Here is a 25,127-nt window from a genome sequence, read left to right as displayed (position 1 = left end):
GTTTTGCTATCCGGCCTAAGGTTTCAGCCCGTTTCCGGCAGAAAACGGGCTATGACTTCCAAAAACTTTTAGCGCATCTCTTCAGGCGCTTCGACGCCCAGAAGCGCAAGACCTGAAGCAAGCACCAAGGAGACTGCACGAACCAAAGCAAGACGCGCTAGGGTTAATTTGGTGTCATTGGCGTTAATAAACCGTAATTGAGGCATTTCCTTGCCTCTGTTCCAGTGTCCGTGCAAGGAGCTTGCAAGCTCATGCAGGTAGAACGCAATCCGGTGCGGTTCGTGCGTTTCCGCAGCAGCTTCCACGATCTTCGGCCATTCGGCCATCTTCGCGATCAGCTCAAGTTCACCGATGTCATCGAGCGCGGACAGATCAGCAGCAGCCAATACTTCATCCGACATATCGACGCCCGGCAATTCTTCCCCCGCCTGACGCAGGACCGAGCAGCAGCGCGCATGGCCATACTGAACGTAGAAAACCGGGTTGTCCTTTGACTGCTCGGTCACCTTCTGGAAATCGAAATCCAGCGGCGCGTCGTTCTTCCGGTACAACATCATGAAGCGGACCGGATCACGGCCAACTTCATCCACCACATCACGAAGTGTCACGAAGTTACCGGAACGCTTGGACATTTTGAACGGCTCACCGGCGCGGAACAGCTTCACCAGCTGGCACAGGCGCACGATGACTTCGGACTTGCCGCCGGACACGGCTTTGCCCACTGCCTGCAGACGCTTGACGTAACCGCCATGATCTGCGCCAAGGATGTAGATCATCTCATCGAAGCCGCGCAGGAACTTGTCGCGGAAGTAAGCAACGTCCGCCGCGAAATAGGTGTAGGAGCCGTCAGACTTCTTCAGCGCACGGTCGGTGTCATCGCCGTAGTCCGAAGCCTTGAACAGGGTCTGCTCGCGGTCTTCCCAATCGTCCGGAACCTGCCCCTTCGGCGGCGGCAGCGTGCCCTCATAGATCAGCCCATCCCCGCGCAGAGCCTCGATCATTTCGTCGATCTTGGACTTGCCGTCCGCATCGCGGGCATGGAGTGTCCGCTCGGAGAAAAAGACCTCATGCTTGACGTTGAGCTGCAGCAGGTCCTCCCGGATCCGGTCCATCATGGCGTCAATAGCCGCGTTTTTGACGATCGGTAGCCATTCGTCTTCGGACATGTCCTTGAGAGCAGAACCGTGATCTGCAGCAAGCTTCTGACCGACGGGAACCAGATAGTCGCCTGGATAGAGACCTTCCGGGATCTCTCCAATCTCTTCGCCCAAAGCCTCGCGGTAGCGCAGGAAAGTGCTGCGGGCCAGGGTGTCAATCTGGGAGCCGGCGTCGTTGATGTAATACTCGCGCACCACATCATAGCCAACATAGCCGAGAAGGCTCGCCAGCGCGTCGCCGACAACAGCACCGCGCGTATGGCCAAAATGCATTGGGCCAGTCGGATTAGTGGAGACGTATTCGACGTTGACCTTCTTGCCGCTGCCCATCTTCGAACGGCCGAAATCAAGCCCTTCGGAGACGACTGCTGCCAGAACCCGCTGCCAGACGGCCGGAGCCAGGCGCATGTTGATGAAGCCGGGACCGGCAACGGAGACTTCGGTGATATCCGGATCGGCGCGCAGCTTGTCGGCCAGCTTGTCGGCCAGATCGCGCGGCTTGAGGCCAGCAGGCTTTGCCAGAACCATGGCGGCATTGGTGGCCAGATCCCCGTGGGCCGGATCGCGGGGCGATTCCACGGTCACGCGGGAGATGTCCAGAGCAGTTCCATCAGTTGCCGTCAGATCCAGTCCGGCAACGGCAGCCCTCACCCGTTCGGCGAATTCAGCGAAGATATTCATAATCATCCAACCTGTACGGGCGCCCTCGCGAGCACCCAAGTAGAACAGCCCCGCGCGCTGAAGACGTTGGAGCGTCCAGCGCAGCAGGGTCTGAAGTCGAGAAGCGGCCTAACCCAAATCAGGGGTATCGTCAAATAATCTGCGGTGTTCGTCCATGGCGAAGCGGTCGGTCATGCCCGCGATATAGTCGCAAACCCGGCGGGCCTGGACCTCTTCGGCAGCCTCCTCCAGAGCATTGCACCAGGGAGCGGGCATCTCTTCGGGATGCTGCATGAAATAGGCAAAGAGCTCACGGACCACCCGCGCCACCTGCCTCCGGACAGCCAGAACATCCTCGTGGCGGTAGACCCGTGCGAAGAGAAAGCGTTTCACTTCCTTTTCGGCGGCCTCCATAGCCGGGGAAAACCCGACCATGCAGAGCCCGCAGCTGCGGATATCCTCCACGGACTGCGGGTCCAACTCCTTGAGGCGGCGGAAAGATTCGGAAATCACGTCCTCCACCATGCGGGTGATGGAACGGCGCACGATCTCATGGATCCTCCGGTATTCCTCCAGCCCCGGATACTTGGCATCCACCTCGGCCAGGATATCCGCAAGGAACGGCACGGCTTTCATGTCCTCGACGGCAAAGAGGCCTGCGCGCAGGCCGTCATCAAGGTCATGAGCATCATAGGCAATGTCATCGGCGATCGCGGCAGCCTGCGCTTCAGCGCTTGGCCAGCTGGACAGGAGCAGATCCTGCTTGCCTGCATATTCGCGGATGGCGAAGGGCAGCTGACTGCCGGCGAACTTGCCGAGTGGCCTTCCCTCGCCGTCCACCAGCGGCCCGTTGTGCTTGACGAGACCTTCAAGGGTTTCCCAGGCGAGGTTCAAACCATCGAACTCCGCGTAGCGGTGCTCCAGGCTGGTGACAACGCGCAGGGACTGGGCGTTGTGGTCAAAGCCGCCGAAGGGCGCCATACACTCATGCATGACATCCTCGCCCTCATGGCCGAAGGGCGTGTGGCCAAGATCGTGCGCCAGCGCCAGGCATTCCGCCAGATCCTCATCCAGCCGCAGGGCACGGGCGAGCGAGCGGGCGATCTGGGAGACCTCGATCGTGTGGGTCAGGCGCGTGCGGAAGTGATCGCCTTCATGATAGACGAAGACCTGGGTCTTGTGCTTCAGGCGGCGGAAGGCCGAAGAATGGATAATCCGGTCACGGTCCCGCTGAAACGGCGTGCGCGTCGGGCTCTCCGGTTCCGGGAACAGACGCCCCCGGCTTCTGGCCGGATCCTGTGCAAAAACCGCGCGCTCCTGAGCGCCATACCCTAATTCCAGATCCAATCCCGCCTCCGTTGGGGCTTTTGTTATGAGCTGCATACCGGCCCGGCACATTGACGGCGGCGATGCGAAACCATACCTATCAGGGAAAGCGCCTCCCCCAATTCAAGGCTGCACCATGACCGAAACACTTGAACATCCCGTAACAGTGAGCGACCGCGCTGCCAAGCGCATCGCCCGCATTGTTGCCAATGAGCCGGAAGGCACTGCCCTGCGCGTTTCCGTGGAAGGCGGCGGCTGCTCCGGCCTGCAATACAAATATGATCTCGTTACAGAACGGGAAGAGGATGACCTTGTGATCGAGAAAAACGGCATTGCCGTGCTGATCGATTCGGTCTCCCTTCAATACATGACCGGTTCCGAGATCGATTTCGTCGACGATCTGATCGGCCAGTCCTTCCAGATCACCAATCCGAATGCGGTGGCTGGCTGCGGCTGCGGCACCAGCTTCACGATCTGACCTCACACGCTCAGCACCCTGACGGCTGAGCAGACCCAAAATCCTGACCGGAGCCCTGCGCCTGACATGAAAATCGCCACCTGGAACATCAACGGCGTCAAGGCGCGGGTCGAAGCTGTTGAGGAATGGCTCAAGGAAGCGTCGCCGGACATTGCCTGTTTCCAGGAGATCAAGTCCGTGGACGAGGGTTTCCCGCGGGAGATTTTTGAAGGCCTTGGCTACAACGTGGAAACCCACGGCCAGAAGGGTTTCAACGGCGTTGCTATCCTCTCCAAGCTGCCGCTGGAAGATGTTCAGCGCGGCCTTCCAGGCGACGACAGCGACGAACAGGCCCGCTATATCGAGGCAACGGTTTCAACGCCCAAGGGGGCAATCCGCTTCGGCTGCCTGTATCTTCCCAACGGCAATCCGCTCGGCACGGAGAAATTCTCCTACAAGCTCGGCTGGATGAACCGGCTGATCGCTCACGCGGAAAAGCGCCTTGCGGAAGAGACACCCTTTCTGCTTCTGGGCGATTTCAACGTCATTCCCGATCCGGTTGACGCCGCCAAGCCGGAATCCTGGGTGGACGATGCCCTGTTCCAGCCCGAAAGCCGCCAGGCGTTCCGCGCGCTCGTCAATCTGGGCATGACGGAAACTGTCCGCGCCTGCACGGAAGCTCCCGAAACCTATACGTTCTGGGACTATCAGGCCGGCGCCTGGCAGAAGAACAACGGCATCCGCATCGACCACATCCTTCTATCACCGCAGGCCACCGACCGTTTGAATGGCTGCGGCATCGACAAATATGTGCGCGGCTGGGAAAAGCCATCCGACCACGTGCCCGTGTGGGTGGATCTGGCGGCGGCCTGAAGCCCCTCGCCCGTTAGACATCAGCTGATTTCCCCAGGGTTCTTCTAGGGATGAAAAGAGCATGTTAGGCTGACCTCAGATTGAGGGGTCTGCCATGACACGTTCCATGACACCTTCGCCAGGAACTGAAGCCCTTAAAATTCTGGCCAGGACATTTCCGTCAGCCATGGCGGCTGGCGCGCTTTGCCTCGTGCTGTCAGGTCTTCTTTATCCGGCAGGAACAGGTGCTGCGAGTGCCGGCGAGCCACAACGGCAATGGCCCTCTTCGCAGTACAAGAGCATCGAGCAAGACGCCCTGCCCTGCACCTGCCGCTATTACGACAAACGCTACGATATCGGAGAATCCGTCTGCCTGAAGCAAGCGGAGGGGCGGAAGATCGCCGTTTGCACGATGGTGATCAACAATCCGTCCTGGCAGGTGACAGACACGCCCTGCCCTTCTGCCGGACTCACTCCAGCTGACAAAAGACAATCAGGCAGGAAACTTGCAGCGGTTTTGCCGCAAACGCACTGAGGTCTTACTGAAGTGTGGGGCTTGATGCGGCCAGGACGGCTGCTGGATTGTGGTCGATCCAGGCGTCAGCCATTACACGGGCACGGCTTCGGATCGCTTCGCTCGCAAGACCGAAATACTGCTCGTGCAGCGCATTGATCCATCCGGCATCAGCGCCGCTGGCGCGGCGGTGCGCGATGGTGAGCCACATCAGGCCACGCGCCTTGCGCTCGTCATCATGGCCTTGCGTGAACAGGGTCTCTCCGAGGCGGGCCTGGGCTCCGACGTGGCCCTTGAGGGCGGCCAGATTATACCAGCGCACAGCCATACGGCTGCTGCTGTCCTGATAAAGGCGCCCCAGCTCATACTGGGCCTGCGGATCACCGAAATAAGAGGCTGCGTGGGTGAAGATCTGGCGGGCCCGCGCGACATTCTGCGGAACGACGTCGGAAATCCCGTTGAGATAATAATTGCCGAGCGCCACGAAAGCGCTGGCGACAAACGGCGCATCCGGCGCTTCAGGGCGGTCGTCGCCGTGCTCCCGGACGATCTGGCTGTAATATTCGAAGGCCTTGAGGTCGTCTTCCTTAACCCCATCGCCTGAGGCATACATTTCGCCGAGCTTCCAGGCGGCCATGGGTTGACCGTTTTCAGCAGCGTAACGCAGGGAGTTCAGCGCACCGGCCTTGTCGCCGGAATAATACTGGCGCGCACCGTAGCGCAGCGCCTCACTCGGAGAGATCGTTTCCAGTGACAAGGGCTTGGTCTGCGTCGGCGTGCCGTCAAACGCGTAAGCCGCCTGACCGCTCAGGGCCATCGTGACAACGCCGGCAGCCACACCTGCCGTTATGATAAGGTCCCGCAATGCGGACATGATCTTGAACTCTCTAGGCCTGTCGTATCCCTGTCCCATCTGTTTCACACTGTATCCGTGCAATTCGACCAGACTTGGGCCTTTCAGGGTCTGAATGTGGCAGTTCGGGGGATTCATCTCGTCAAGCCGGCTTATTCTGCCCATTTTGCCAAGATCAAATCTGCCCAATTTCCAAGCCGCTCCATTCGTCGCCCAATTTTCCGGGTCAGCCATTGCCAGGTTCAAGTTGAACGGACATTGGCTCCTTGGAAGACCTCTACCGGATGATGTTGAAACATGGCCGAACCGCGGCAGCAACGCCGCATTCAGGGGCAGTACGCGACTCCCTGGGGAACAGTTGCCAAAAGGACACAGTTTAACCATCCCACCTCATCAACTTCGCCCAGAGAGAGTAAAATGCGGTTTCTGCACGCACCTCACTCCCGCTCCTTCCCCCTCGCACCGGACCCAAACCCCTTCGGTACGGTACCGGGCCGTCAGACAGATATCTGAGCACCAGCCGGTTCATTTTCGGTTGCTGGAATGAATAAATCTGCAAACCAGCCTGTTTAAAACGGGGGAGTTCCGCGCTTGCGCTTTGATGTTCCAGCTTTGTTCTGAGACAATCTCTTTTGATTCGGGCAAAAGACGTTTAGGGCAAAGGCAAGGCACTCAGCCCGGCTCCCGCCGGTGGCGGGGAAAAACGTGTTAATGAGCACGATACGGAACCGGACCAACCCAAAGCCCGGCAAAGGATGGACAGGATTCTATGAGCGGTAAAAGCGATTTGTTTGGTGGCAACGCGGCTGAAGCCAGAGAGGACGACCTGCCTTTCCAGAGCGCGCCCAAGCCTGCCATCAAGCCGGTTGCCGCCCCCGCCATCCGGCCCGATGGGGAATACTCGGCTGCCGACATCGAGGTTCTCGAGGGACTTGAACCGGTCCGCCGCCGTCCTGGCATGTATATCGGTGGCACGGACGAACGCGCCCTGCACCACCTCTTCGCCGAAGTCATCGACAACTCCATGGACGAGGCCGTTGCCGGTCACGCCACCTGGATCGACGTTTCCCTTGATAGTGAGGGTTATCTGACCGTTACGGACAACGGCCGCGGCATCCCAGTCGACCCGCATCCGAAGTTCAAGGACAAGTCGGCGCTTGAAGTGATCATGACCACACTTCACGCGGGCGGTAAGTTCGACAGCAAGGTCTATGAAACCTCCGGCGGTCTGCATGGCGTCGGCATTTCCGTGGTCAATGCCCTGTCGGAAGATCTGATCGTCGAGGTTGCCCGCGCCCGCAAGCTCTACCGCCAGCGCTTCCAGCGCGGCCTGCCGCAAGGCCCGCTCGAGCTGGTTGGCGACACCCAGAACCGGCGCGGGACACTGGTCCGCTTCAAGCCCGACCATGAAATCTTCGGGCGCGGTGCCAAGTTCAAGCCCGCCCGTCTCCTGGCCATGGCCCGCTCGAAAGCCTATCTCTTTGGCGGCGTTGAAATCCGGTGGCACTGTGCGCCTGAGCTGCTGGACGAAAAGGACAGCACGCCCGCGGAAGCCGTGTTCCATTTCCCCGGCGGCCTGCGTGACTTCCTGGCAGAGAAGCTGAAAAAGGAACGGCGCGTCGTTGATGATATCTTCGCCGGCACCACCGGCAAATCCGGTGGCCATGGTGCGGTCGAATGGGCGGTCACCTGGTATGCTGGCGACGGTTTCGTCAACTCCTACTGTAACACCGTTCCGACACCGGAAGGCGGCACTCACGAAGCCGGTTTCCGCTATGCGCTGCTGCGCGGCCTCAAGTCCTATGGCGAGCTGACCAACAACAAGAAGGCTGCGCTGATCACCGGCGACGACGTCATGACCTCCGCCGGCGGCATGCTGTCAGTCTTTATCCGCGAGCCGGAATTCGTTGGCCAGACCAAGGACAAGCTGGCCACGAACGAGGCAACCCGCATTGCCGAAACCGCTGTCCGCGATGCCTTCGACCACTGGCTGACTGCGTCCCCCAACCAGGCCAACAAGCTGCTGGAATGGGTGATTGACCGGGCCGAGGAACGTCTGCGCCGCCGCCAGGAAAAAGACGTCGCCCGCAAGACTGCCGTCCGCAAGCTGCGGCTTCCCGGCAAGCTGGCCGATTGCTCTGCCAATCAGGCGGATGGCACGGAACTCTTCATCGTGGAGGGAGACTCGGCAGGTGGTTCCGCCAAACAGGCGCGCAACCGCGCCAACCAGGCGGTCCTCCCACTGCGGGGCAAGATCCTGAACGTCGCCAATGCGGGCCGTGACAAGCTGGTTGCGAACCAGCAGCTCGCCGACCTGATCCAGGCCCTGGGCTGCGGCACCCGCACCCAGTACCGCGACGAGGATCTGCGCTATGAGAAGGTCGTGATCATGACCGATGCGGACGTGGACGGCGCCCATATCGCATCCCTGCTGATCACCTTCTTCTACCGGGAAATGCCGGCCATGATCCGCAACGGGCACCTATTCCTGGCTGTGCCCCCGCTTTACCGCCTATCACAAGGCGGCAAGACCCTGTATGCTCGCGACGACGCTCACAAGGACGAGCTCATGGCGACCGTCTTCAAGGGCAAGTCCAAAGTGGAGATCGGACGTTTCAAGGGCCTTGGCGAAATGCTGCCGGCCCAGCTGAAGGAAACCACCATGGATCCGTCCAAGCGGACGATGCTGCGTGTGGCGATCTCGGAAATGGCGGAAGAAGAGACAAGCGACACGGTCGAGCGCCTCATGGGCAACAAGCCTGAAGCCAGGTTCCGTTTCATTCAGGACAATGCCGAATTCGCGGAAGATCTGGACATTTGATGGGTCAAATTTTGAACAGGGTTATTTTTTAAGCTCCGCCCCGTTCCGAACAAATTGACGCAGCGATAATGATACGTTACTTCTAAGCTCGGATTTTGGGATTTTTTCCTATGCTTCATTCATTGTATTCAGCCATAGACCGCAGAAGGCGGCCGCTCCGGGAACATCATTTTGTGACCTTCCCGGACATCAAGGTCGCTTACGCTCGTATTCCCGGGTGCCCCGCGCGCACCCTCTCCAGACTTATCGACCGCCTGTCCAGCTCAGCAGAAACCTTCAGGGAAGCTTCTGACATCGGAGGTTCAAGACGCGCTACGCTCTCTTCACAGGCTTTCAGCCAAAGACAACCGGACCCGGCCCTCGTGTGGCATCGTGATACCGACCTCTATACGGCCCGGGATCTGCAGCGCAAGCTGCCTGACGCGTTTGTTTTCGCCCTCATCCAGAATCCGTTCGAACGGGTGGCGGATAGTTTCGTCTCCGTGATTGAGAGCGATGCGCCGCTTCCCACGTTCTTTGCTGACAACGGCTTCTCGAAGGAGATGACGCTCGACCAGTTCGCCGCCCGTGTGGCGACGACGTCCGACATGTCCTGCGACAACCAGCTGCGGACGCAAACGTCGATCCTGAAGCATGAAGGCCGTATTGTTCCGGACCTGATCCTGTCCATGGACCGCCTGCACCTGCAATGGTCCCGTCTGCGTGGCCAGTTGTGGGAACGTGCGCGTGTCGACATCGGCCCCAAAGCGCCGAAGATCTCCACCTCCGCCCGCGTGAAGGAAATTGCGCAATCGCTCGCCGGGTCTCCGGCAGCCCGGGAGCTGCGCCGCCGCTTCGCGCGTGATTATGTGCTGCTTGATTCAAGCTGGACAGGCAACCAGCGGCCCGCACAGACCCGGTCCTCGTTCCGTATCCCCGCCTGAAAATCCGGACGCCTCCCGCTGCCATTGGGTAAACGGAGCCGTCCGCACCTGCGTCAATCGCAAGCCGGAAACCCGCAATGAGAAGCCTTTCGCGCGGATACAACCCGCCTTGTTAACCGAAATAGGCTTCCAGAGGCATATCTGGCGAATTTCTGCGCCATTCCCCCCTCGCAATCATTGACACGCAAGCGAACAAATGTAGGGTGTGCGCAACCTGGCCGCAGTCGGCTGGAAGATCTCATCATCCTTGCAATAACCTACCGGGCACCCCGCTCTATGTCATTTAATAGTCTCGGCCTTAGCGAGAAGGTTCTCGCCGCAGTTGAAGCCGCTGGATACTCCGAACCGACGGCCATTCAGGCAGGCGCCATTCCTCTTGTACTCGAACGCCGGGATGTATTGGGCATCGCTCAGACGGGAACAGGCAAGACCGCCAGCTTCACGCTGCCGATGCTCACGCTCCTTGAAAAGGGCCGTGCCCGGGCCCGTATGCCCCGCACGCTCATTCTTGAGCCGACGCGCGAGCTTGCCGCACAGGTTCAGGAAAATTTCGACAAGTACGGCGTCAATCACAAGCTGAACGTCGCCCTGCTGATCGGCGGCGTGTCCTTCGGTGAACAGGACAAGAAAATCGACCGCGGCGCGGATGTGCTGATCGCGACGCCGGGCCGTCTGCTCGATCACGTCGAACGCGGCAAGCTGATGCTTCAGGGGGTCGAAATCCTGGTCATCGATGAAGCAGACCGTATGCTCGACATGGGTTTCATCCCGGATATCGAACGCATCTGCAAACTTATCCCATTCACCCGCCAGACCCTGTTCTTCTCGGCCACCATGCCGCCGGAAATCCAGCGTTTGACGGACACGTTCCTGCAGAACCCTGCCCAGATCGAAGTCGCGGCTCAGTCGTCCACATCGGCGAATGTCACTCAGCAGCTGAAGGCTGCCGGAAGCGCAGATTTCGAAAAGCGCGCAGCCTTGCGCGAGCTGCTTGAAACCGCCGAAGACCTCAAGAACGCGATCGTCTTCTGCAACCGCAAGCGTGATATCACCACACTGTTCCGGTCTCTTGAGCGTCACGGCTACAATGTCGGTGCGCTTCATGGCGATATGGACCAGCGCACCCGCATGATGATGCTGGACAACTTCCGGAAGGGGAATGTCACGCTTCTGGTCGCCAGCGACGTTGCTGCGCGCGGACTGGACATTCCGGACGTGAGCCACGTCTTCAACTATGACGTTCCGATCCATGCGGAAGACTACGTTCACCGTATTGGCCGCACTGGCCGCGCCGGACGGACGGGCGCCGCCTTCACCATCGTAACGGGCGAAGACCAGAAGTATCTGAACGCCATCGAAACACTGACCAAGCAGTCTATCGAATGGACGGGCGAGCCGGTGGACTTCGAAGCTGCAGCCGAAGAGCGTAAGGCCCGCCGCCGGGGTGGACGCAACGCTGCCGCAAAGACCTCTCCGGAGGAGCAGGACAACCAGGCAGCCTCCCCCAAGAAGCGCGCCCCCAGATCCCGCTCCAGCCGGAAAGATGCGGTCGTGGAAGGTACCGAAGCCAGCGCCGAACAGAGCACGGAAATCGCAGCTCAGGAAAAACCGGCAGCCACGAGAGCACCTCGCCGCCGCGCGCCCAAGGCTGCAGCTGAAGCTACCCCGATCGCAGCTAACACGGACGAAAGCGCGGATGCCGAACAGCAGCCGCGTCCAGTGCGCTCCGAACGCCCTTCCCGCGGGGACCGGAATGCTCGCGGCGATCGGAACGCCTCGCCCCGCGGCGGCGGCCGCCAGGACAGAAGCGAACCGGCCTTCGGGATCGGCGGACATATTCCCGCCTTCATCCTCCGGGAGCCGCGCCCCAAGAAAGCTTCCTGAAAATATTTTCATAAAGCCCCGGAGTAATCCGGGGCTTTTTGTTTCTACCGGACATGTTTGCAAAGCATCGGACTGATCTTGCCCGTCAAGCAAATGCCAAACATTTCAATAGTTCCAGCTTCAACTGAACAATTTCAAAGCCGGCGCCCCGAACACCTGCATCATGAACTTGGGCGGCGGGACGGTCTTGAAGAAATACACACTATCTCTTGTGAGTGCCCTAATAATCCTTCAAACAAAATCTATAATTAAAAACCATTCAAATTTGATGTATCAATAAGATGCAACCTATGCAGAGATCCAGCTAACCTTGTCTCAACGCTCGGTCGCCAAACAGAACCCGCACCAGACGCCAATCACCCAGCCTCTTTAACTTTAACTTAAGCGTTATTGTAGAAATTGACGATAGGTGGTTTTCATCCGAGTGATGAGTTTATCTGTTTTTGGAAGTGGGCGAAAAATGGCAGAAGATGACGACTTCAAACGGACCATCGTCTACGGTGAATCCGCCATTTCCTACATAAAGCGAAACAGTCTGCCTGCTTACCCAAAGAGCTATGAGCTCTGGTACACCTATTCCTCGGGCTATAATCACGGCCTGAACCGGGCAATCAATGAGATCCTGCGTCACAAGGGAAGCATTTCTTCCGAGGACATGCAGCAGCTTTATGCAAAGTATCTCTCCCCGACCCGTCTTGGCGACCGACTCAGTGATGTCGGCTCCAAGGTCTCCAAGGAAGTGGAGGGGTTGATCGAGACGCTGGCCCACAGCGTGGACGCAGCCTCGGAGTATGGGACCTCGCTCCGGAAAGCTGCCAGCATTCTGCCTGAACTCAATGAGCCCAAGAAGGTGGAAGCCTTCATCTCCGTGATGCTGCACGCAACGCGTGAGGCCGTCCTTGCGAACAACACGCTTGAGGCTCAGCTTCTGGAATCGAAGCGCCAGTTCGAGGCGCTTCAGTCCAATCTGGAAGCGATCCGCTACGAATCCCTGACCGATGAATTGACCACCCTGGGCAATCGTAAGCATTTCGATACCGCTCTGGAGCAGTGCCTCGCTCAGGCACAACATACTGCTGAGCCCCTGTGCCTGCTGCTCACGGACATCGACCATTTCAAGCGTTTCAACGATACCTATGGCCACCAGACCGGGGACCAGGTGCTGCGCCTTGTCGCTTTAACGACCAAGCAAAGCGTGAAATCGCATGATGTCCCCTGCCGCTACGGCGGCGAGGAATTCGCTATCATTCTGCCGCGTTCGGATCTGGTGGCAGCGCGCAATGTCGCCGAGAAGATCCGCAGCTCGGTCATGTCCAAGGAACTGCTCAAACGGTCGACTGGCGAGAACCTGGGCCGGGTAACGGTTTCCATCGGCATCTCCATCTACAGCCGGGGAGATACGGCGCACAGCATTGTCGCCCGTGCCGATGAAGCGCTCTATACGGCCAAGCGGAACGGCCGAAATCTTGTGGTCACGGAAAAAGATCTGAGAGAGCGTACCGAGGTCGCCTGAGGTCTCAGCCCCCGGTCCGCAGCTTTCCCGGCGCCGTCAAGACAGAACCCTTGCCTTACTGAGCGGCATTCAGTCCCATCTGCCAGAAGTCAGTCTCCAGAGTGCTTGCCTGAGAGAAGGTCTTCAGCAGCGAGGGATACCGCGCTTCGGTCAGATAGCGTTCCGCCGTCCGGTCCATCCAGTCTGAAAACGCCTGAGCGACAGACTGATAGGCCTTTCCTGAATACTCATCCAGCCAGTTCCGGTAGGCCGACGAAGTCGGCCCCTGCGGCTGGGCCTCTTCATTCAGCCGGCCAATTTCCGCGTATCCCAGAATGCATGGGGCCAAAGCAACCTGAAGGTCCAGCAAGTCCCCACGCAGGCCGGTTTCCAGAACGAAACGTGTGTATGCGATGGTCTGGCTCGCCTCCGGCAGTGCCTCCAGATCAGACTTGGACAGTCCCCAACCGGCGCAAAGGCCGACATGGAGATCCATTTCCGTGTCCATGATTGCCTTCAAGCCAGCGAGGCCCTCGTGCATGTCCGACAGATTGCCGGCCTTGTAGACGGCAAGCGCATGGGCCCGGGAGAACTGAATGAGAAAGAGATAATCCTGCGCCAGATACGTTCGGAACGCTTCTTCGGGCAGGCTTCCGTCAGAGAGACGATTGACGAACTCATGACAGATATAGTCCTGCCAGACAGCAATACTGTCGGCACGGAGCCGCTCGAAAAAACTGGGCATCAAAAGTGCTTCCTTAAGCGCCGGCAGAAACCGCGCTGGGGTCGGCAGCCTGCAGCGAGACGGATTCGCCGCAACCGCATGCCGATACTTCATTCGGATTCTTGAAGATGAATCCGGAGCGGAATTTGGTCACCTCGAAGTCCATTTCCGTGCCCAACAGGAACAGAACGGCAGAGGGGTCAACATAGAGCCGTGCACCCTTGTTTTCGATGACATCGTCACCGGCTTTCGCTTCCTCGACCAGCTCCATGGTGTATTCCATGCCGGCGCAGCCGCCCTTTTTGATCCCGACGCGCAGGCCCAGAACATCCTTGTCAGAGTTCTCGACCAGCTCGCGCACCCGTTCAGCTGCGGCGTCGGTCAGTGTCATCACCTGGAATTTGCGCGCTGCGCCCATGTCATCCTCTTCGCCCGGGACAAGATGCCTGAGGGCATCAAATTTCGAGTCCTTCAGTCAGGATATAGGTATTCGGGCAAAGGTTCAAAACCCCTGCCCCAACAAACTCAATACCAGTTGAGGGCCACCTTGGCCTCGTCCGACATGCGTTCGGGAGACCAGGGCGGATCAAACACCATGTCCACATTGACCTGCCCGATACCAGGAACGGCTTCGACAGCGTTCTGCACCCAGCCCGGCATTTCACCGGCAACCGGGCACCCGGGCGCGGTCAAGGTCATGTCGATGTTGATCGAGCGGTCATCCTCGATGTCGACCTTGTAGATCAGGCCAAGCTCGTAGATGTCGCAGGGGATTTCCGGATCGTAGACGGTCTTCAGCGCGCTGATGATGTCGTTGGTCAGACGGTCCAGTTCTGCGGCCGGAATGCTGGAGGTCGCAGCCACGTCGGTGCGCAGTTCCTCTCCGGCGGCATTGGTGTCGATGGTCGTCATCTCGCTCATATCATCCGTCCTCAGGCGAAGAATGCCTGTGCCTTGATCAGGGCCTCAACCAGCACGTCGACTTCCGCCCGCGTGTTGTAGAGACCAAAACTTGCCCGACATGTAGACGTCACACCGTATCTTGCCAAGAGCGGCTGGGCACAATGGGTCCCGGCACGCACCGCAACCCCGGCCCGGTCAATGATCGTCGAGACGTCATGGGCATGGGCGCCCTGAAGCTCGAAGGAGACGATTGCCCCCTTGCCAGGCGCAGTGCCAAAGATGCGCAGGGAGTTGATCTCTGCCAGCCGCTGATGGGCATAGGCTGCCAGATCCGCCTCATGCGCCGCAATCCGTTCCCGGCCGATCGCATCCATATAGTCCAGCGCCGCGCCAAGACCGATGGCCTGAACAATCGGCGGGGTGCCCGCCTCGAACCGGTGCGGCGGCTCATTATAGGTCACCCTGTCCTCGGTGACGTCCATGATCATCTCACCGCCGCCCATGAAGGGGCGCATGGCCTTCAGCTTCTCGGTCTTTGCCCAAAGCACACCGATGCCCGACGGGCCATAGACCTTGTGGCCGGTGAAGACATAATAGTCGCAATCCAGATCCTGCACATCCACCGGCAGGTGAACCGCGCCCTGGCTGCCATCGACCAGCACCGGAATGCCACGTTCGTGAGCGATCCGGCACACCTCCTTGATCGGCACCACCGTGCCCAGAACGTTGGACATGTGGGTGATTGCCACCAGTTTGGTGCGGTGCGACAGCGTGTCCGCAAAGGCGTCGAGGTCGAAGGACCCATCCTCGCGCACATAGACCCACTTCAGCTTCGCGCCATTGCGCTCGCGGTGGAAGTGCCAGGGCACGATGTTGGAGTGATGCTCCATGATCGACAGAACGATCTCGTCGCCTTCGCTGAAGTGATCCGGACCCAGGCCGTAGGACACCAGATTGATCGCCTCAGTCGAGGACCGGGTGAAGACGATCTCGTCCACCGAGGGAGCATTCAGGAAGCGGCGGACCTTTTCCCGCGCAGCTTCATAATTGTCGGTCGCCAGATTCGACAGGAAATGCAGGCCACGGTGGACATTGGAATATTCCATCGAATAGGCCTTGGTGACCGCATCAATCACGGCCTGCGGCTTTTGCGCGGATGCGCCATTGTCCAGATAGACCAGCGGCTTGCCATAGACCTCACGCGACAGGATCGGAAAATCCCTGCGGATGGCTTCAACGTCATACATGCTTTTCATTCATCCCATCACTTCGAACGGATGCTGCCATCCTGACATGGCCCTGATCCGGTCCAGCCAGGCTTCGACATGGGCATAATCGCCCAGCTCCAGACGCTTCAGATCGCCATAAAGAAGGTAAGCCGCACAGGAAATATCCGCGACGGAAAACTGCCCGGTCAGGAAGTCCTTTTCCGCCAGAACCTGATCCATGAACGCCAGATCGTCCTTGGCCGTCGCCTCGAACCAGCCGAGCAGCCCCGGATCCACGTTCGGGTCCAACAGCCGGCAGTAACGGTAGTTCGGATAAGAGCGCCCGATCCGGTTCGCTTCCCAGAACAGCCATTGGGTAATCTGATCGAGACCGGCAGCGTCCTCCACCCCGAATTTCCCGCAGGAGCGGACAAGATGCAGAAGGATCGCATTCGACTGGGCGAGAACCTGTGGTCCATGCTTCAAAACCGGCACCTCACCATAGGGTGAAACCGCCCGGAAATCGGCGGGCCGCTCGGCGCGCGGAATGGAGAGATCGACACGGTTATATGCGTGGTCGACCCCGGCGAGCAGAAGATACAGCCTGGCCTTATAGGAGTGCCCGGAATTCAAGGCACCCCAAAGGACGATGTCACCCGCCATTCCCATTCTCCGCTGTTCTTCGCGCGCCGTTCATATCTCTTGCTCCAAAACCACCGGTTCCAGAGCCTGCCCCCTCTCCCCTCAGGGGAGAGGGCTGGGGTGAGGGGCAAGCTCCGGACGACAGAACCCCCGTTCCCTCACCCGGACCTGCAGTCCGGCCTGTTCCAGAGGGAAAGGTGATACCCCCAGCAACGCTGCGGATTTGCAGTTCGCTTTTTACTTCGCAGCCAGCCAGTCGCGGACGCGCTGTTCCAGGGCTTCCGTTACATCCTCTTCGCCAAACTCTTCAATGGCTTCGGAGAGAAAAGCCAGAACGAGAAGGGTTTTGGCTTCGTCCAGCGGAATGCCACGGGCACGCAGATAGAACAGCAGATCATCATCAATCTCGCCGCAGGTCGCACCGTGGGCACAGATCACGTCGTCGGCGAAGATCTCCAGCTCCGGCTTGTTGGCCATTTCCGCGCCTTCGGAGAGGAGCAGAGCCTGGGTCATCATTTCGCCGTCGGTCTTCTGGGCGTGCTGGGCCACATTGATGCGCCCCTGATAGACGCCACGGGCATCGTCGTCGAGAACCGTCTTGAAGAACTCACGGCTGTTGCAGTGGGGAACAGCATGGTCGACGATCAGGGTCTGATCGGCCAGAGCCTTGCCGCGCGCCAGTGTGACTCCATAGATCTTGGCTTCGGAGTTCTCACCCGTGAAAGCAACGAACTGCTGGTTCCGGGTGAAGTCCGGCCCGGCGATGAAGCCGAGGGTCTTCAATTCCGCATCTGCACCAATACGCGACAGAGTGGTTGCCAAAACAGCCCCTGCGCCTTCGCTGGTCAGAAGACGGGTGGCCGCCAGCTGAGCCTTATCTGCAACGTCATAGTCAAAGACCGCATTGGTTTCCCCTGCCCCGGCCTTGCCCGCAAAGGTCTCGACCAGACGCAGCTTGGCGCCTTCCCCCAGTTCCACGCGGCAGCGGGTTACCTGTGCCCCTTCGCTGACAGCGATCTGCACCAGCTCGACCGGCTTGGACACCTCGGCGCCCGCCTTCACGCTCAAGACGACGCCGCCCTGAACGAAAGCCGTGTTAAGGGCCAGAACGCCATCGGCACCAGCAGACTTCGGCTGCGCCAGGAGCGCTGCGCCGTTTGTACCGGCGAGAGCAGCATTGAAGTCGGTAACGCTCACGCCTTCAGCGCTGAGGGCTTCAATGTCGCTGAGATCAGCAACATAAGATCCGTTGGCAATCACGATCCGGTAGCGGTCGAGACCACCAAGGGTTTCTGCTGCCGCGAGCGCTGCCTTTGCCTCATCCGTGGTCACGGCAGCTGCCAGAGGGGCTGCGGACTTCAAGAAAGCACGAAGGTCGGAATACTTATATTCCTCGACCCGGCGGTGCGGCAGGCCCTTGGCCTTGATCTGACCGGCAGCTTCGGCTCTCAGAGCCGCAACGGCATCAGACCCGGCAAGACCCGTCCGCGCGGCGTCGAACCGGTCCACGAGACCTGCTTCCGCCTGCGTCAGATTGATCGGTGTGGTCACGTTCATGTCTCCCACCCCGCTCAGGCTGCTTCGCCGACGTAATCGGCGTAACCGTTCTTTTCCAGCTCCAGAGCCAGTTCCTTGCCCCCGGTCTTGACGATCTTGCCCTTGGAGAGGACGTGAACGACATCCGGGACGATATGGTCGAGCAGGCGCTGATAGTGGGTGATGACGATCATGGAACGCTCCGGCGAGCGCAGCTTGTTGACGCCTTCGGACACGATGCGCAGGGCGTCGATGTCGAGGCCCGAGTCCGTCTCATCGAGCACGCAGAGCTTCGGCTCAAGCAGGGCCATCTGAAGGATTTCCGCACGCTTCTTCTCACCGCCGGAGAAACCGACGTTCAGCGGGCGCTTCAGCATGTCCATGGTGACGTTGAGGTCCGCGGACTTGGCCTTCACCAGCTTCATGAAATCCGGAATGGACAGGGCATCTTCGCCGCGCGCCTTGCGCTGTGCGTTGATGGCAGTCTTCAGGAATTCCATCGTGGCAACGCCCGGGATCTCGATCGGATACTGGAAGGCCAGGAACACACCGGCAGCCGCGCGCTCGTCCGGCTCCATCTCCAGAAGATTCTCACCGTTGAACAGGATCTCGCCTTCGGTGATCTCGTAGTCTTCCTTGCCTGCCAGAATGTAGGACAGGGTGGACTTGCCCGAGCCGTTCGGCCCCATGATGGCGTGGATTTCGCCCGGTTTCACGGTCAGGTCGATGCCGCGCAGGATTTCAGATCCGTCTTCGGCAATGCGGGCGTGCAGGTTCTTGATCTCAAGCATTGAGATGGTCCTCATTTCAGTCCGGACTGACAGTCCGGTTTGTTAATCGTTGTCATCAGCGGGCAATTCATGATCGTTTGCAGACCATTCAAGATTTTTTACATCCCACTCACGTTTAGCTCGCTTAACAGCTTCTTCGAACTGCGGCTCAATCGTATTGATGATGTCAGAGACCGTAATCTCCGCATCAAATGCATCCGAATTCAGAAAAAATGATTTTGAACAAGCGTCATCCCCAGAACGGAGTAAGGTTTCGTCAGTCCAAATCAGAACTCCAGCACTCCACCAGAAACTATATATTAGTCCGATTGTCCTCTCTGGAACCACGATTTCCAATTTATCGTATCTCCAATGAGCCAATGCGCGATGAGACCAGACACTTTCCTGAATTATTGAGCGAACTGAATCGACGACTTCCAAGTATCGGCTATAGATTTCCAGCATGGCTGGCTTATCGATGCTAACTGCGGTCATCACCCTAGCCCCGGGTTACACTTATGCGGAAATTGAAAACTCCGTCATCCTCGGGCCTGTCCCGAGGATCTACCGCACTCTCCGCCCGAAGATGCCAGCGGCTAAATATAGTCATCCCACTTCCTCGCCGTTTCGTGCGGTTGATAGACATTCTTGATTTCGTCCCTTCGTTCATACAGATCGAGCTAGACTGGCAGATCCTCGGGACAAGCCCGAGGATGACGAAAGAGGGCGAACTCTCAGCTAAAGCGCCCTTCCAGAAAGATCGAAATCAACTGTTTGGCGGCAACATCGGGGTTCATCATTCAACTCTCGTGCGAACAGTCTGAACCTCGTCATCCTCGGGCCTGTCCCGAGGATCTACCCGCCTGTCCGCGCGAAGATGCCGACGACTAATTGTAGTCATCCCACTTCCTCGTATTGCGGTGCGGTTGGTAGGCATTTTCGATTTCGTCCATTCTCTCATAAAGGTCGATCCAGGTCGGGTTCAGCCCTTCAATCAACTCGATTTTCCAGTCGCGCCGGTAGCGCTTCAAAGACTTTTCCCTCTGGATCGCCAAGACGATGCTCGGGTGGCTTTCGAACCAGACAAGGTTCCTGGCCTTGTACTTCGACGTGAACCCTTTCCGGATTCCTTCGCGATGCTCCCATATCCGCTTTGGCAGATCGCTGGTCACGCCGGTGTAGATCACACCCCGGGGTTTGTCTGACATCATGTAAACAAACCCCGACATGGCCTATTCCTCCCAGGTCGGCAGATCCTCGGGACAAGCCCGAGGATGACGAAAGGAGGGAACGGTCATCACCCCACAGACCCTTCCAAACTGATCGAGATCAGCTTCTGGGCTTCGACGGCGAATTCCATCGGCAGCTGCTGGATCACGTCCTTGACGAAACCGTTGACGATAAGCGCCACGGCCTCTTCTTCGTTCATGCCGCGTTGCTGACAGTAGAACATCTGGTCGTCGGAGATCTTCGAGGTGGTTGCCTCGTGCTCGAACTGGGCCGTCGCGTTCTTGCTCTCGATGTAGGGCACCGTGTGCGCACCGCAGTCCTGACCGATCAGCAGCGAGTCGCACTGGGTGAAGTTGCGGGCGTTGGAGGCCTTCTTGTGGGCAGAGACCAGACCACGATAGGTGTTCTGGGACTTGCCTGCGGAAATGCCCTTGGAAATGATCCGGCTCGACGTGTTCTTGCCGAGGTGGATCATCTTGGTGCCGCTGTCCACCTGCTGATAGCCATTGGAAACGGCGATCGAGTAGAACTCGCCACGGGAATTGTCGCCGCGCAGGATGCAGGACGGATACTTCCAGGTGACCGCAGACCCGGTTTCCACCTGGGTCCAGGAGATCTTCGAGTTCTTGCCCCGGCAATCGCCGCGCTTGGTGACGAAGTTGTAGATGCCGCCCTTGCCGTCCTTGTCGCCCGGGAACCAGTTCTGGACCGTGGAGTACTTGATTTCGGCATCATCGAGAGCGATCAGCTCGACCACGGCTGCGTGCAGCTGGTTTTCATCGCGCTGGGGTGCCGTACAGCCTTCCAGATAGGAGACGTAAGACCCCTTCTCGGCAATGATCAGCGTGCGCTCGAACTGGCCGGTGTTCTGCTCGTTGATGCGGAAATAGGTCGACAATTCCATCGGGCAGCGGACGCCTTCCGGAATATAGACGAAGGAGCCGTCGGAGAAGACTGCCGAGTTCAGCGTCGCATAATAGTTGTCGGTGACCGGCACCACGGAGCCGAGGTACTTCTTGACCAGGTCCGGATGTTCGCGCAGCGCCTCGGAGATGGAGCAGAAAATGACACCGGCCTTCTTCAGCTCTTCCTTAAAGGTGGTGACGACGGACACACTGTCGAACACAGCGTCGACGGCGACCCGGTTCTTCGGCTCGACGCCCGCTAGGATTTCCTGCTCGCGCAGCGGAATGCCGAGCTTTTCGTAGGTCGCCAGCAGCTCCGGATCAACTTCATCCAGGCTCTTTGGGCCTTCAACGGACTTCGGGGACGCCCAGTAATAAAGCGCATCGAGATCGATCTTCGGATAGGAGACACGGGCCCAGGTGGGCTCTTCCATGGTCTGGAAGCGGCGCAGCGCATCCAGGCGCCATTCGGTCATCCATTCCGGCTCATTCTTCTTGGCCGAAAGGAACCGGACCGTTTCTTCCGAAAGGCCCTTGGCGCCGACTTCGGACTCGATCTCGGTGACAAAGCCATATTTGTACTGATCGACATCGATCTCCTTGACCCTGTCGATCGTCTCCTGCACAGCCGGCATGTCGTTTACTCCGTCTCATCGGGACCTGCGCCCCGCTTTTCAATGTCTGGCCCGCCAAGCGCGCTTCCCCTTCCGGATACGCGCGGCTACGGCCGTTGGATGCCGCGCCAGAGCTGAGCCCGGCGCTGAATTTCCTCTTTTACCCGTTCAGGCGGCCCGGCTCCGGGCCTTGGGGTTCAGCCGGTCGACAATGGACGGCCAGACCTCCAGAAAACGGGCAACATCTGCTTCTGTGCTGTTCCACCCAAGGCTGACACGCAGGGCGCAACGGGCTGCCGCCTCGTCCACGCCCATGGCGCTGAGCACATGGGACACCGAAACCTTGCCTGAGGAACAGGCAGATCCCGACGACAGCGATATCCTCTCCAGGTCAAAGGCGATCAGCGCGGTTTCAGCAGCAACACCTTCAACTGCAAAGCAAGTGGTGTTGGCGAGCCGGGGCGCTGCCGCGCCAAAGATCGTCACATCCGGACATATAGTCCTCAGACCCGCCTCAAGCGAGTCCTGAAGCCCCTTCATGCGGGCACTATCGGCGCCTTCAGCGGCAGCTTCCTCAGCCGCCACACCAAACCCGGCGATCCCGGCGGTATTTTCCGTACCTGCCCTGTGCCAGTTTTCCTGACCGCCACCGGTCAGAAGCGCAGCGGGCACCCGCGCGGTGGAACGGACGACGACCGCGCCCATGCCCTGCGGACCACCGAACTTATGGGCCGACAGAGTGACCGCATCGGCCTGCCAGGCATTCAGATCGATCGGCATGCGGCCTGCGGCCTGAACCGCATCCACATGAAAGAAGCCACCGGCTGCCTTGACCAGACGGCCGATCTCTTCCAGCGGCTGGATCACTCCGGTCTCATTATTGGCAGCCATCACGGAGACAAGCGCAGGCTCTCCAGCGGCGAGACGCTGTTCCAGATCCTCCAGCCGGACGTTTCCATCAGCTGTGACCGGCAGAACCTCTTGGGACATGGCTGCAAAACGGCCGCCAGCCGTGACGGAGGGATGCTCAACGGCGCTGCGCAGCAGCCGGTCCAAATAGAAAGGCGCGCCCTGATCCTGCCATTGCGGCGTCAGGACCGTCATGTTGGCTTCCGTGCCGCCCGAAACAAAGGTAACAGCACGGCTGCGCGCACCACAGAGCTGAGCCACAGCCTCGCGCGCGGCCTCGATCCGGGCTCGCGCCCGGCGGCCATCGCTGTGCACGGACGACGCATTGCCCACGTCGCTCATGACCTCGATCATGCGATCTTTCACAGCGGGACGCATCGGCGCGCCCGCATTGTGATCCAGATAAACATGTGGCCGCTTCGCGTTCATGACTGCCGTCTGCTTACGTGTTTTGGACGATGATTCGATCCCGGCACGGTTTTATCGCTTACCGCGCACGGAAAACTTGAAATTTTCCGGACGGATGGCGTAAAGGTGCCCAAATGCGAAACGACGCGCCGGCCTTTTTGGGGTAGCAGCCGCTCCAACGGCACCCTGAGGACGCCATGCCGAGTTTCGAATAATTCTAAACAAGGGTTTTAGAAACTCGGAACCTATGAGTCAAGTTTAGACTTAGGGCTTTCACGTAGACAAAACCCGATCCGCCCGCTGGGCTTTTTAGCCCCTTGAAAACGGGCCAAGACTGAGGACATTGCGCTTCATGCCTGAGGTGATCTTTAACGGTCCCGCCGGCCGGCTGGAAGGCCGGTTCCATCCCGCAAAGAAGCGGAACGCTCCGATTGCTCTCGTGCTTCATCCGCATCCGCAATTCGGCGGCACGATGAACAACCAGGTCGTCTACCAGCTGTACTATATGTACGCTCAGCGCGGCTTTGCCGTCCTGCGCTTCAACTTCCGCGGCGTTGGCCGTTCGCAGGGTGCGTTCGACCACGGCCAGGGCGAGCTTTCAGATGCAGCGGCAGCACTGGACTGGGCACAGACCGTTCATCCGGACGCCCGCTCCTGCTGGATCGCCGGCTTCTCCTTCGGCGCCTGGATCGGCATGCAGCTCCTGATGCGCCGTCCGGAAGTGGAAGGCTTTATCTCCGTTGCCCCGCCCGCGAACCTGTTCGACTTCTCGTTCCTGGCCCCGTGCCCGTCTTCCGGTCTGATCATCCATGGCGACAATGACAAGGTCGTGCCGCTGAAGGATTCCCAGACCCTCGTCGACAAGCTGAAGACCCAGAAGGGCATCGTCATCGATCACCAGATCATGCCAGGCGCAAACCATTTCTTCGAAAACGACGTGGACGATCTGATGGACCGCTGCGGCAATTATCTGGACCGCCGCCTTGGGATCACCCCGCAGGACTATCTGCCAATATCCGGCAGCTAAACGCCTCCTCCAAAGCTTGCAAAAAACCCGCCCTTACCGGCGGGTTTTTTATTGTCCGGACCTGCGCCTGCCGTCACCAAGGCAGGTAGGCTTCATCAGAACCGCATTTAAACCAGGCATTAACCATAAATTTCCAAATGCACACCAATGTAACCTCAATCCCTGATTGTTTTCTCCAAATGGATTTCAGCCCATGACAAGAATGACCGCCGCCGTTTTGGCACTCCCCTTCCTAACCGCCCCAGTGCTGGCGGCTGACTATGGCGCACCTGCCCCGCAACAGATGCTGTATGAGGACCAGGGCCTGCGCGGAACCATCGGCATACGCTACTGGTACAGCAAGGCAAATTCGAGCATCGATGCCGGGGGAACCAATCTCATCAAGTCGGACAATGTCACCGGCCAGTCAGGTGAAATCCTGTTCCGGCTCGACGATCCGGACCAAGGCGCCTTTATCAAGGGCAATGGCGGCTTTGGACGCAACACAAGCGGCTCCAACTCCATTCTGGGCGTCAAGGCCAGCAGCTTTGAAGCGTCCAGCTTCGGCTATGTGACCCTGGATGCCGGATGGCAGGTTTCGGAATTTGCAGGCGACAGTGCCCGGCTCGGCGCATTTCTCGGCTATCACTATCTAACGGACAAGTTTTCCGGAACCTACAGCGGCACCACACTGACGCGAGATGCTTCCTGGCATGCCATCCGCCTCGGCCTCTCGGCAGATGGCAGCATCACCGACCGGGTCGGCTGGTCCGTGGATATGGCGGCCATTCCCTGGGCCTATAACAAGACGGGTTCCGTCGACAGCACCTATACCTACGGCGCCGAAGCGGATGCGATGATCGACGTCTCGCTGACGCAGAACTGGGCTCTTGGCCTCGGCGGGCGCTACTGGTGGCTGCACTCGAACTATGATGATCCGGATGCCGAGCAGGACTACCACCGCTACGGCTTGCTGGTGGAAAGCAAGTACAGCTTCTGACCCTTGGAACCCAGCCCCCGGCGGGTTTTCTTTCGCCCCGGAACCCTACCTGCACGCCGTCCCGGCCTTGAGCCGGGACCCATTTCCGGCCGCCAGAGGTCCCCGCTCAAGGCCGGGACGGCGCGGTTATTATAGCTATGCCTTAGAGCGGTAAACAGAAAACCTTGCCCAAGCCTGAAACGAAAAAGGCCCGCAAACGCGGGCCATCAGACTGCTGACAAACCCGTCGTTTTCGGCGGGTTTGTTTTTTTGCAGTTCAGGTTTTCAGGTGTCCAAGTTTTGGGATCTTTGAGAGATAGCCCGTTTCGTCTCATGCTGGGGCTTGTTTCGGTG

General features: G+C 59.0%; 23 protein-coding genes. 9 read left to right on the top strand and 14 right to left on the bottom strand.

Annotated features, from left to right (window positions below):
* Window positions 1-68 precede the first annotated feature (68 nt).
* On the bottom strand, window positions 69-1,838 hold the full coding sequence (argS, locus tag IG616_RS21735) for an arginine--tRNA ligase (protein ID WP_192150882.1): 1,770 nt from the start codon (window positions 1,836-1,838) through the stop codon (window positions 69-71).
* A gap of 108 nt (window positions 1,839-1,946) precedes the next feature.
* Window positions 1,947-3,200 (bottom strand): deoxyguanosinetriphosphate triphosphohydrolase, encoded by a 1,254-nt coding sequence (locus IG616_RS21730; protein ID WP_192150880.1) that lies wholly within the window; start codon window positions 3,198-3,200, stop codon window positions 1,947-1,949.
* A 79-nt stretch (window positions 3,201-3,279) separates the two neighbouring features.
* Here IG616_RS21730 and erpA point away from each other — a divergent pair, with 79 nt between their 5' ends.
* The 3 genes from erpA (at window position 3,280) to IG616_RS21715 (ending at window position 4,987) form a co-directional block, all read left to right on the top strand.
* Window positions 3,280-3,621: an iron-sulfur cluster insertion protein ErpA gene (gene erpA / locus IG616_RS21725; protein WP_192150878.1), complete on the top strand. Its 342-nt coding sequence runs from the start codon at window positions 3,280-3,282 to the stop codon at window positions 3,619-3,621.
* Between the two features lie 66 nt (window positions 3,622-3,687).
* Window positions 3,688-4,473 carry an exodeoxyribonuclease III gene (gene xth, locus IG616_RS21720; protein ID WP_192150876.1) on the top strand — a complete coding sequence of 262 codons (786 nt, stop codon included), beginning with the start codon at window positions 3,688-3,690 and terminating at the stop codon, window positions 4,471-4,473.
* 94 nt (window positions 4,474-4,567) lie between these two features.
* A complete protein-coding gene (locus IG616_RS21715) occupies window positions 4,568-4,987 on the top strand; it encodes a hypothetical protein (RefSeq protein WP_192150874.1) in 420 nt (139 codons plus the stop codon).
* Between the two features lie 4 nt (window positions 4,988-4,991).
* Here the strand turns inward: IG616_RS21715 and IG616_RS21710 are convergent, their stop codons facing one another.
* Window positions 4,992-5,840: a tetratricopeptide repeat protein gene (locus IG616_RS21710; protein WP_192150872.1), complete on the bottom strand. Its 849-nt coding sequence runs from the start codon at window positions 5,838-5,840 to the stop codon at window positions 4,992-4,994.
* Between the two features lie 748 nt (window positions 5,841-6,588).
* Here IG616_RS21710 and parE point away from each other — a divergent pair.
* The 4 genes from parE (at window position 6,589) to IG616_RS21690 (ending at window position 12,960) form a co-directional block, all read left to right on the top strand.
* The gene (gene parE, locus IG616_RS21705; protein ID WP_192150870.1) at window positions 6,589-8,640 is read left to right on the top strand and encodes a DNA topoisomerase IV subunit B; all 2,052 of its coding nucleotides are present in this window, start codon (window positions 6,589-6,591) and stop codon (window positions 8,638-8,640) included.
* A 110-nt stretch (window positions 8,641-8,750) separates the two neighbouring features.
* The gene (locus tag IG616_RS21700) at window positions 8,751-9,563 is read left to right on the top strand and encodes a sulfotransferase family 2 domain-containing protein (protein ID WP_246476359.1); all 813 of its coding nucleotides are present in this window, start codon (window positions 8,751-8,753) and stop codon (window positions 9,561-9,563) included.
* A gap of 276 nt (window positions 9,564-9,839) precedes the next feature.
* The gene (locus IG616_RS21695; protein WP_192150866.1) at window positions 9,840-11,447 is read left to right on the top strand and encodes a DEAD/DEAH box helicase; all 1,608 of its coding nucleotides are present in this window, start codon (window positions 9,840-9,842) and stop codon (window positions 11,445-11,447) included.
* 460 nt (window positions 11,448-11,907) lie between these two features.
* Window positions 11,908-12,960, top strand: coding sequence for a GGDEF domain-containing protein (locus tag IG616_RS21690; RefSeq protein WP_192150864.1), 1,053 nt, complete (start codon window positions 11,908-11,910; stop codon window positions 12,958-12,960).
* A 55-nt stretch (window positions 12,961-13,015) separates the two neighbouring features.
* On the opposite strand, the gene tenA is transcribed toward IG616_RS21690, so the two are convergent.
* The 11 genes from tenA to IG616_RS21635 all read right to left on the bottom strand — a co-directional run bounded on the left by tenA (window position 13,016) and on the right by IG616_RS21635 (window position 22,809).
* A complete protein-coding gene (gene tenA / locus IG616_RS21685) occupies window positions 13,016-13,684 on the bottom strand; it encodes a thiaminase II (protein ID WP_192150862.1) in 669 nt (222 codons plus the stop codon).
* A gap of 13 nt (window positions 13,685-13,697) precedes the next feature.
* Window positions 13,698-14,081, bottom strand: a complete 384-nt coding sequence (gene sufA, locus IG616_RS21680; protein ID WP_192150860.1) for a Fe-S cluster assembly scaffold SufA — start codon at window positions 14,079-14,081, stop codon at window positions 13,698-13,700.
* A gap of 107 nt (window positions 14,082-14,188) precedes the next feature.
* A complete protein-coding gene (locus tag IG616_RS21675; protein ID WP_192150858.1) occupies window positions 14,189-14,584 on the bottom strand; it encodes an SUF system Fe-S cluster assembly protein in 396 nt (131 codons plus the stop codon).
* 11 nt (window positions 14,585-14,595) lie between these two features.
* Window positions 14,596-15,822 carry a cysteine desulfurase gene (locus IG616_RS21670; protein ID WP_192150856.1) on the bottom strand — a complete coding sequence of 409 codons (1,227 nt, stop codon included), beginning with the start codon at window positions 15,820-15,822 and terminating at the stop codon, window positions 14,596-14,598.
* Window positions 15,823-16,437 carry a glutathione S-transferase family protein gene (locus tag IG616_RS21665; protein WP_192150854.1) on the bottom strand — a complete coding sequence of 205 codons (615 nt, stop codon included), beginning with the start codon at window positions 16,435-16,437 and terminating at the stop codon, window positions 15,823-15,825.
* 216 nt (window positions 16,438-16,653) lie between these two features.
* A complete protein-coding gene (gene sufD / locus IG616_RS21660; protein WP_192150852.1) occupies window positions 16,654-17,973 on the bottom strand; it encodes a Fe-S cluster assembly protein SufD in 1,320 nt (439 codons plus the stop codon).
* Window positions 17,974-17,987: 14 nt separating this feature from the next.
* On the bottom strand, window positions 17,988-18,743 hold the full coding sequence (gene sufC, locus IG616_RS21655) for a Fe-S cluster assembly ATPase SufC (protein ID WP_192150850.1): 756 nt from the start codon (window positions 18,741-18,743) through the stop codon (window positions 17,988-17,990).
* 42 nt (window positions 18,744-18,785) lie between these two features.
* On the bottom strand, window positions 18,786-19,217 hold the full coding sequence (locus tag IG616_RS21650; protein WP_192150848.1) for a hypothetical protein: 432 nt from the start codon (window positions 19,215-19,217) through the stop codon (window positions 18,786-18,788).
* 392 nt (window positions 19,218-19,609) lie between these two features.
* Window positions 19,610-19,951, bottom strand: coding sequence for a GIY-YIG nuclease family protein (locus IG616_RS21645; RefSeq protein WP_192150846.1), 342 nt, complete (start codon window positions 19,949-19,951; stop codon window positions 19,610-19,612).
* 68 nt (window positions 19,952-20,019) lie between these two features.
* Window positions 20,020-21,492, bottom strand: a complete 1,473-nt coding sequence (gene sufB, locus IG616_RS21640) for a Fe-S cluster assembly protein SufB (RefSeq protein WP_192150844.1) — start codon at window positions 21,490-21,492, stop codon at window positions 20,020-20,022.
* A gap of 147 nt (window positions 21,493-21,639) precedes the next feature.
* A complete protein-coding gene (locus IG616_RS21635) occupies window positions 21,640-22,809 on the bottom strand; it encodes a cysteine desulfurase family protein (protein WP_192150843.1) in 1,170 nt (389 codons plus the stop codon).
* A 331-nt stretch (window positions 22,810-23,140) separates the two neighbouring features.
* On the opposite strand from IG616_RS21635, the gene IG616_RS21630 reads away from it, so the two are divergent.
* Together IG616_RS21630 and IG616_RS21625 are read left to right on the top strand one after the other, a co-directional pair.
* Entirely contained in the window at window positions 23,141-23,815 is a 675-nt protein-coding gene (locus IG616_RS21630) for an alpha/beta hydrolase (protein WP_192150842.1), read from the top strand.
* Between the two features lie 193 nt (window positions 23,816-24,008).
* The gene (locus IG616_RS21625) at window positions 24,009-24,794 is read left to right on the top strand and encodes a hypothetical protein (RefSeq protein ID WP_192150841.1); all 786 of its coding nucleotides are present in this window, start codon (window positions 24,009-24,011) and stop codon (window positions 24,792-24,794) included.
* Window positions 24,795-25,127 lie beyond the last annotated feature (333 nt).

This window comes from Roseibium litorale, from assembly GCF_014842915.1.
Taxonomy (GTDB): Bacteria; Pseudomonadota; Alphaproteobacteria; order Rhizobiales; family Stappiaceae; genus Roseibium; species Roseibium litorale.
This window is presented reverse-complemented; position numbering and strand designations above follow the sequence as displayed.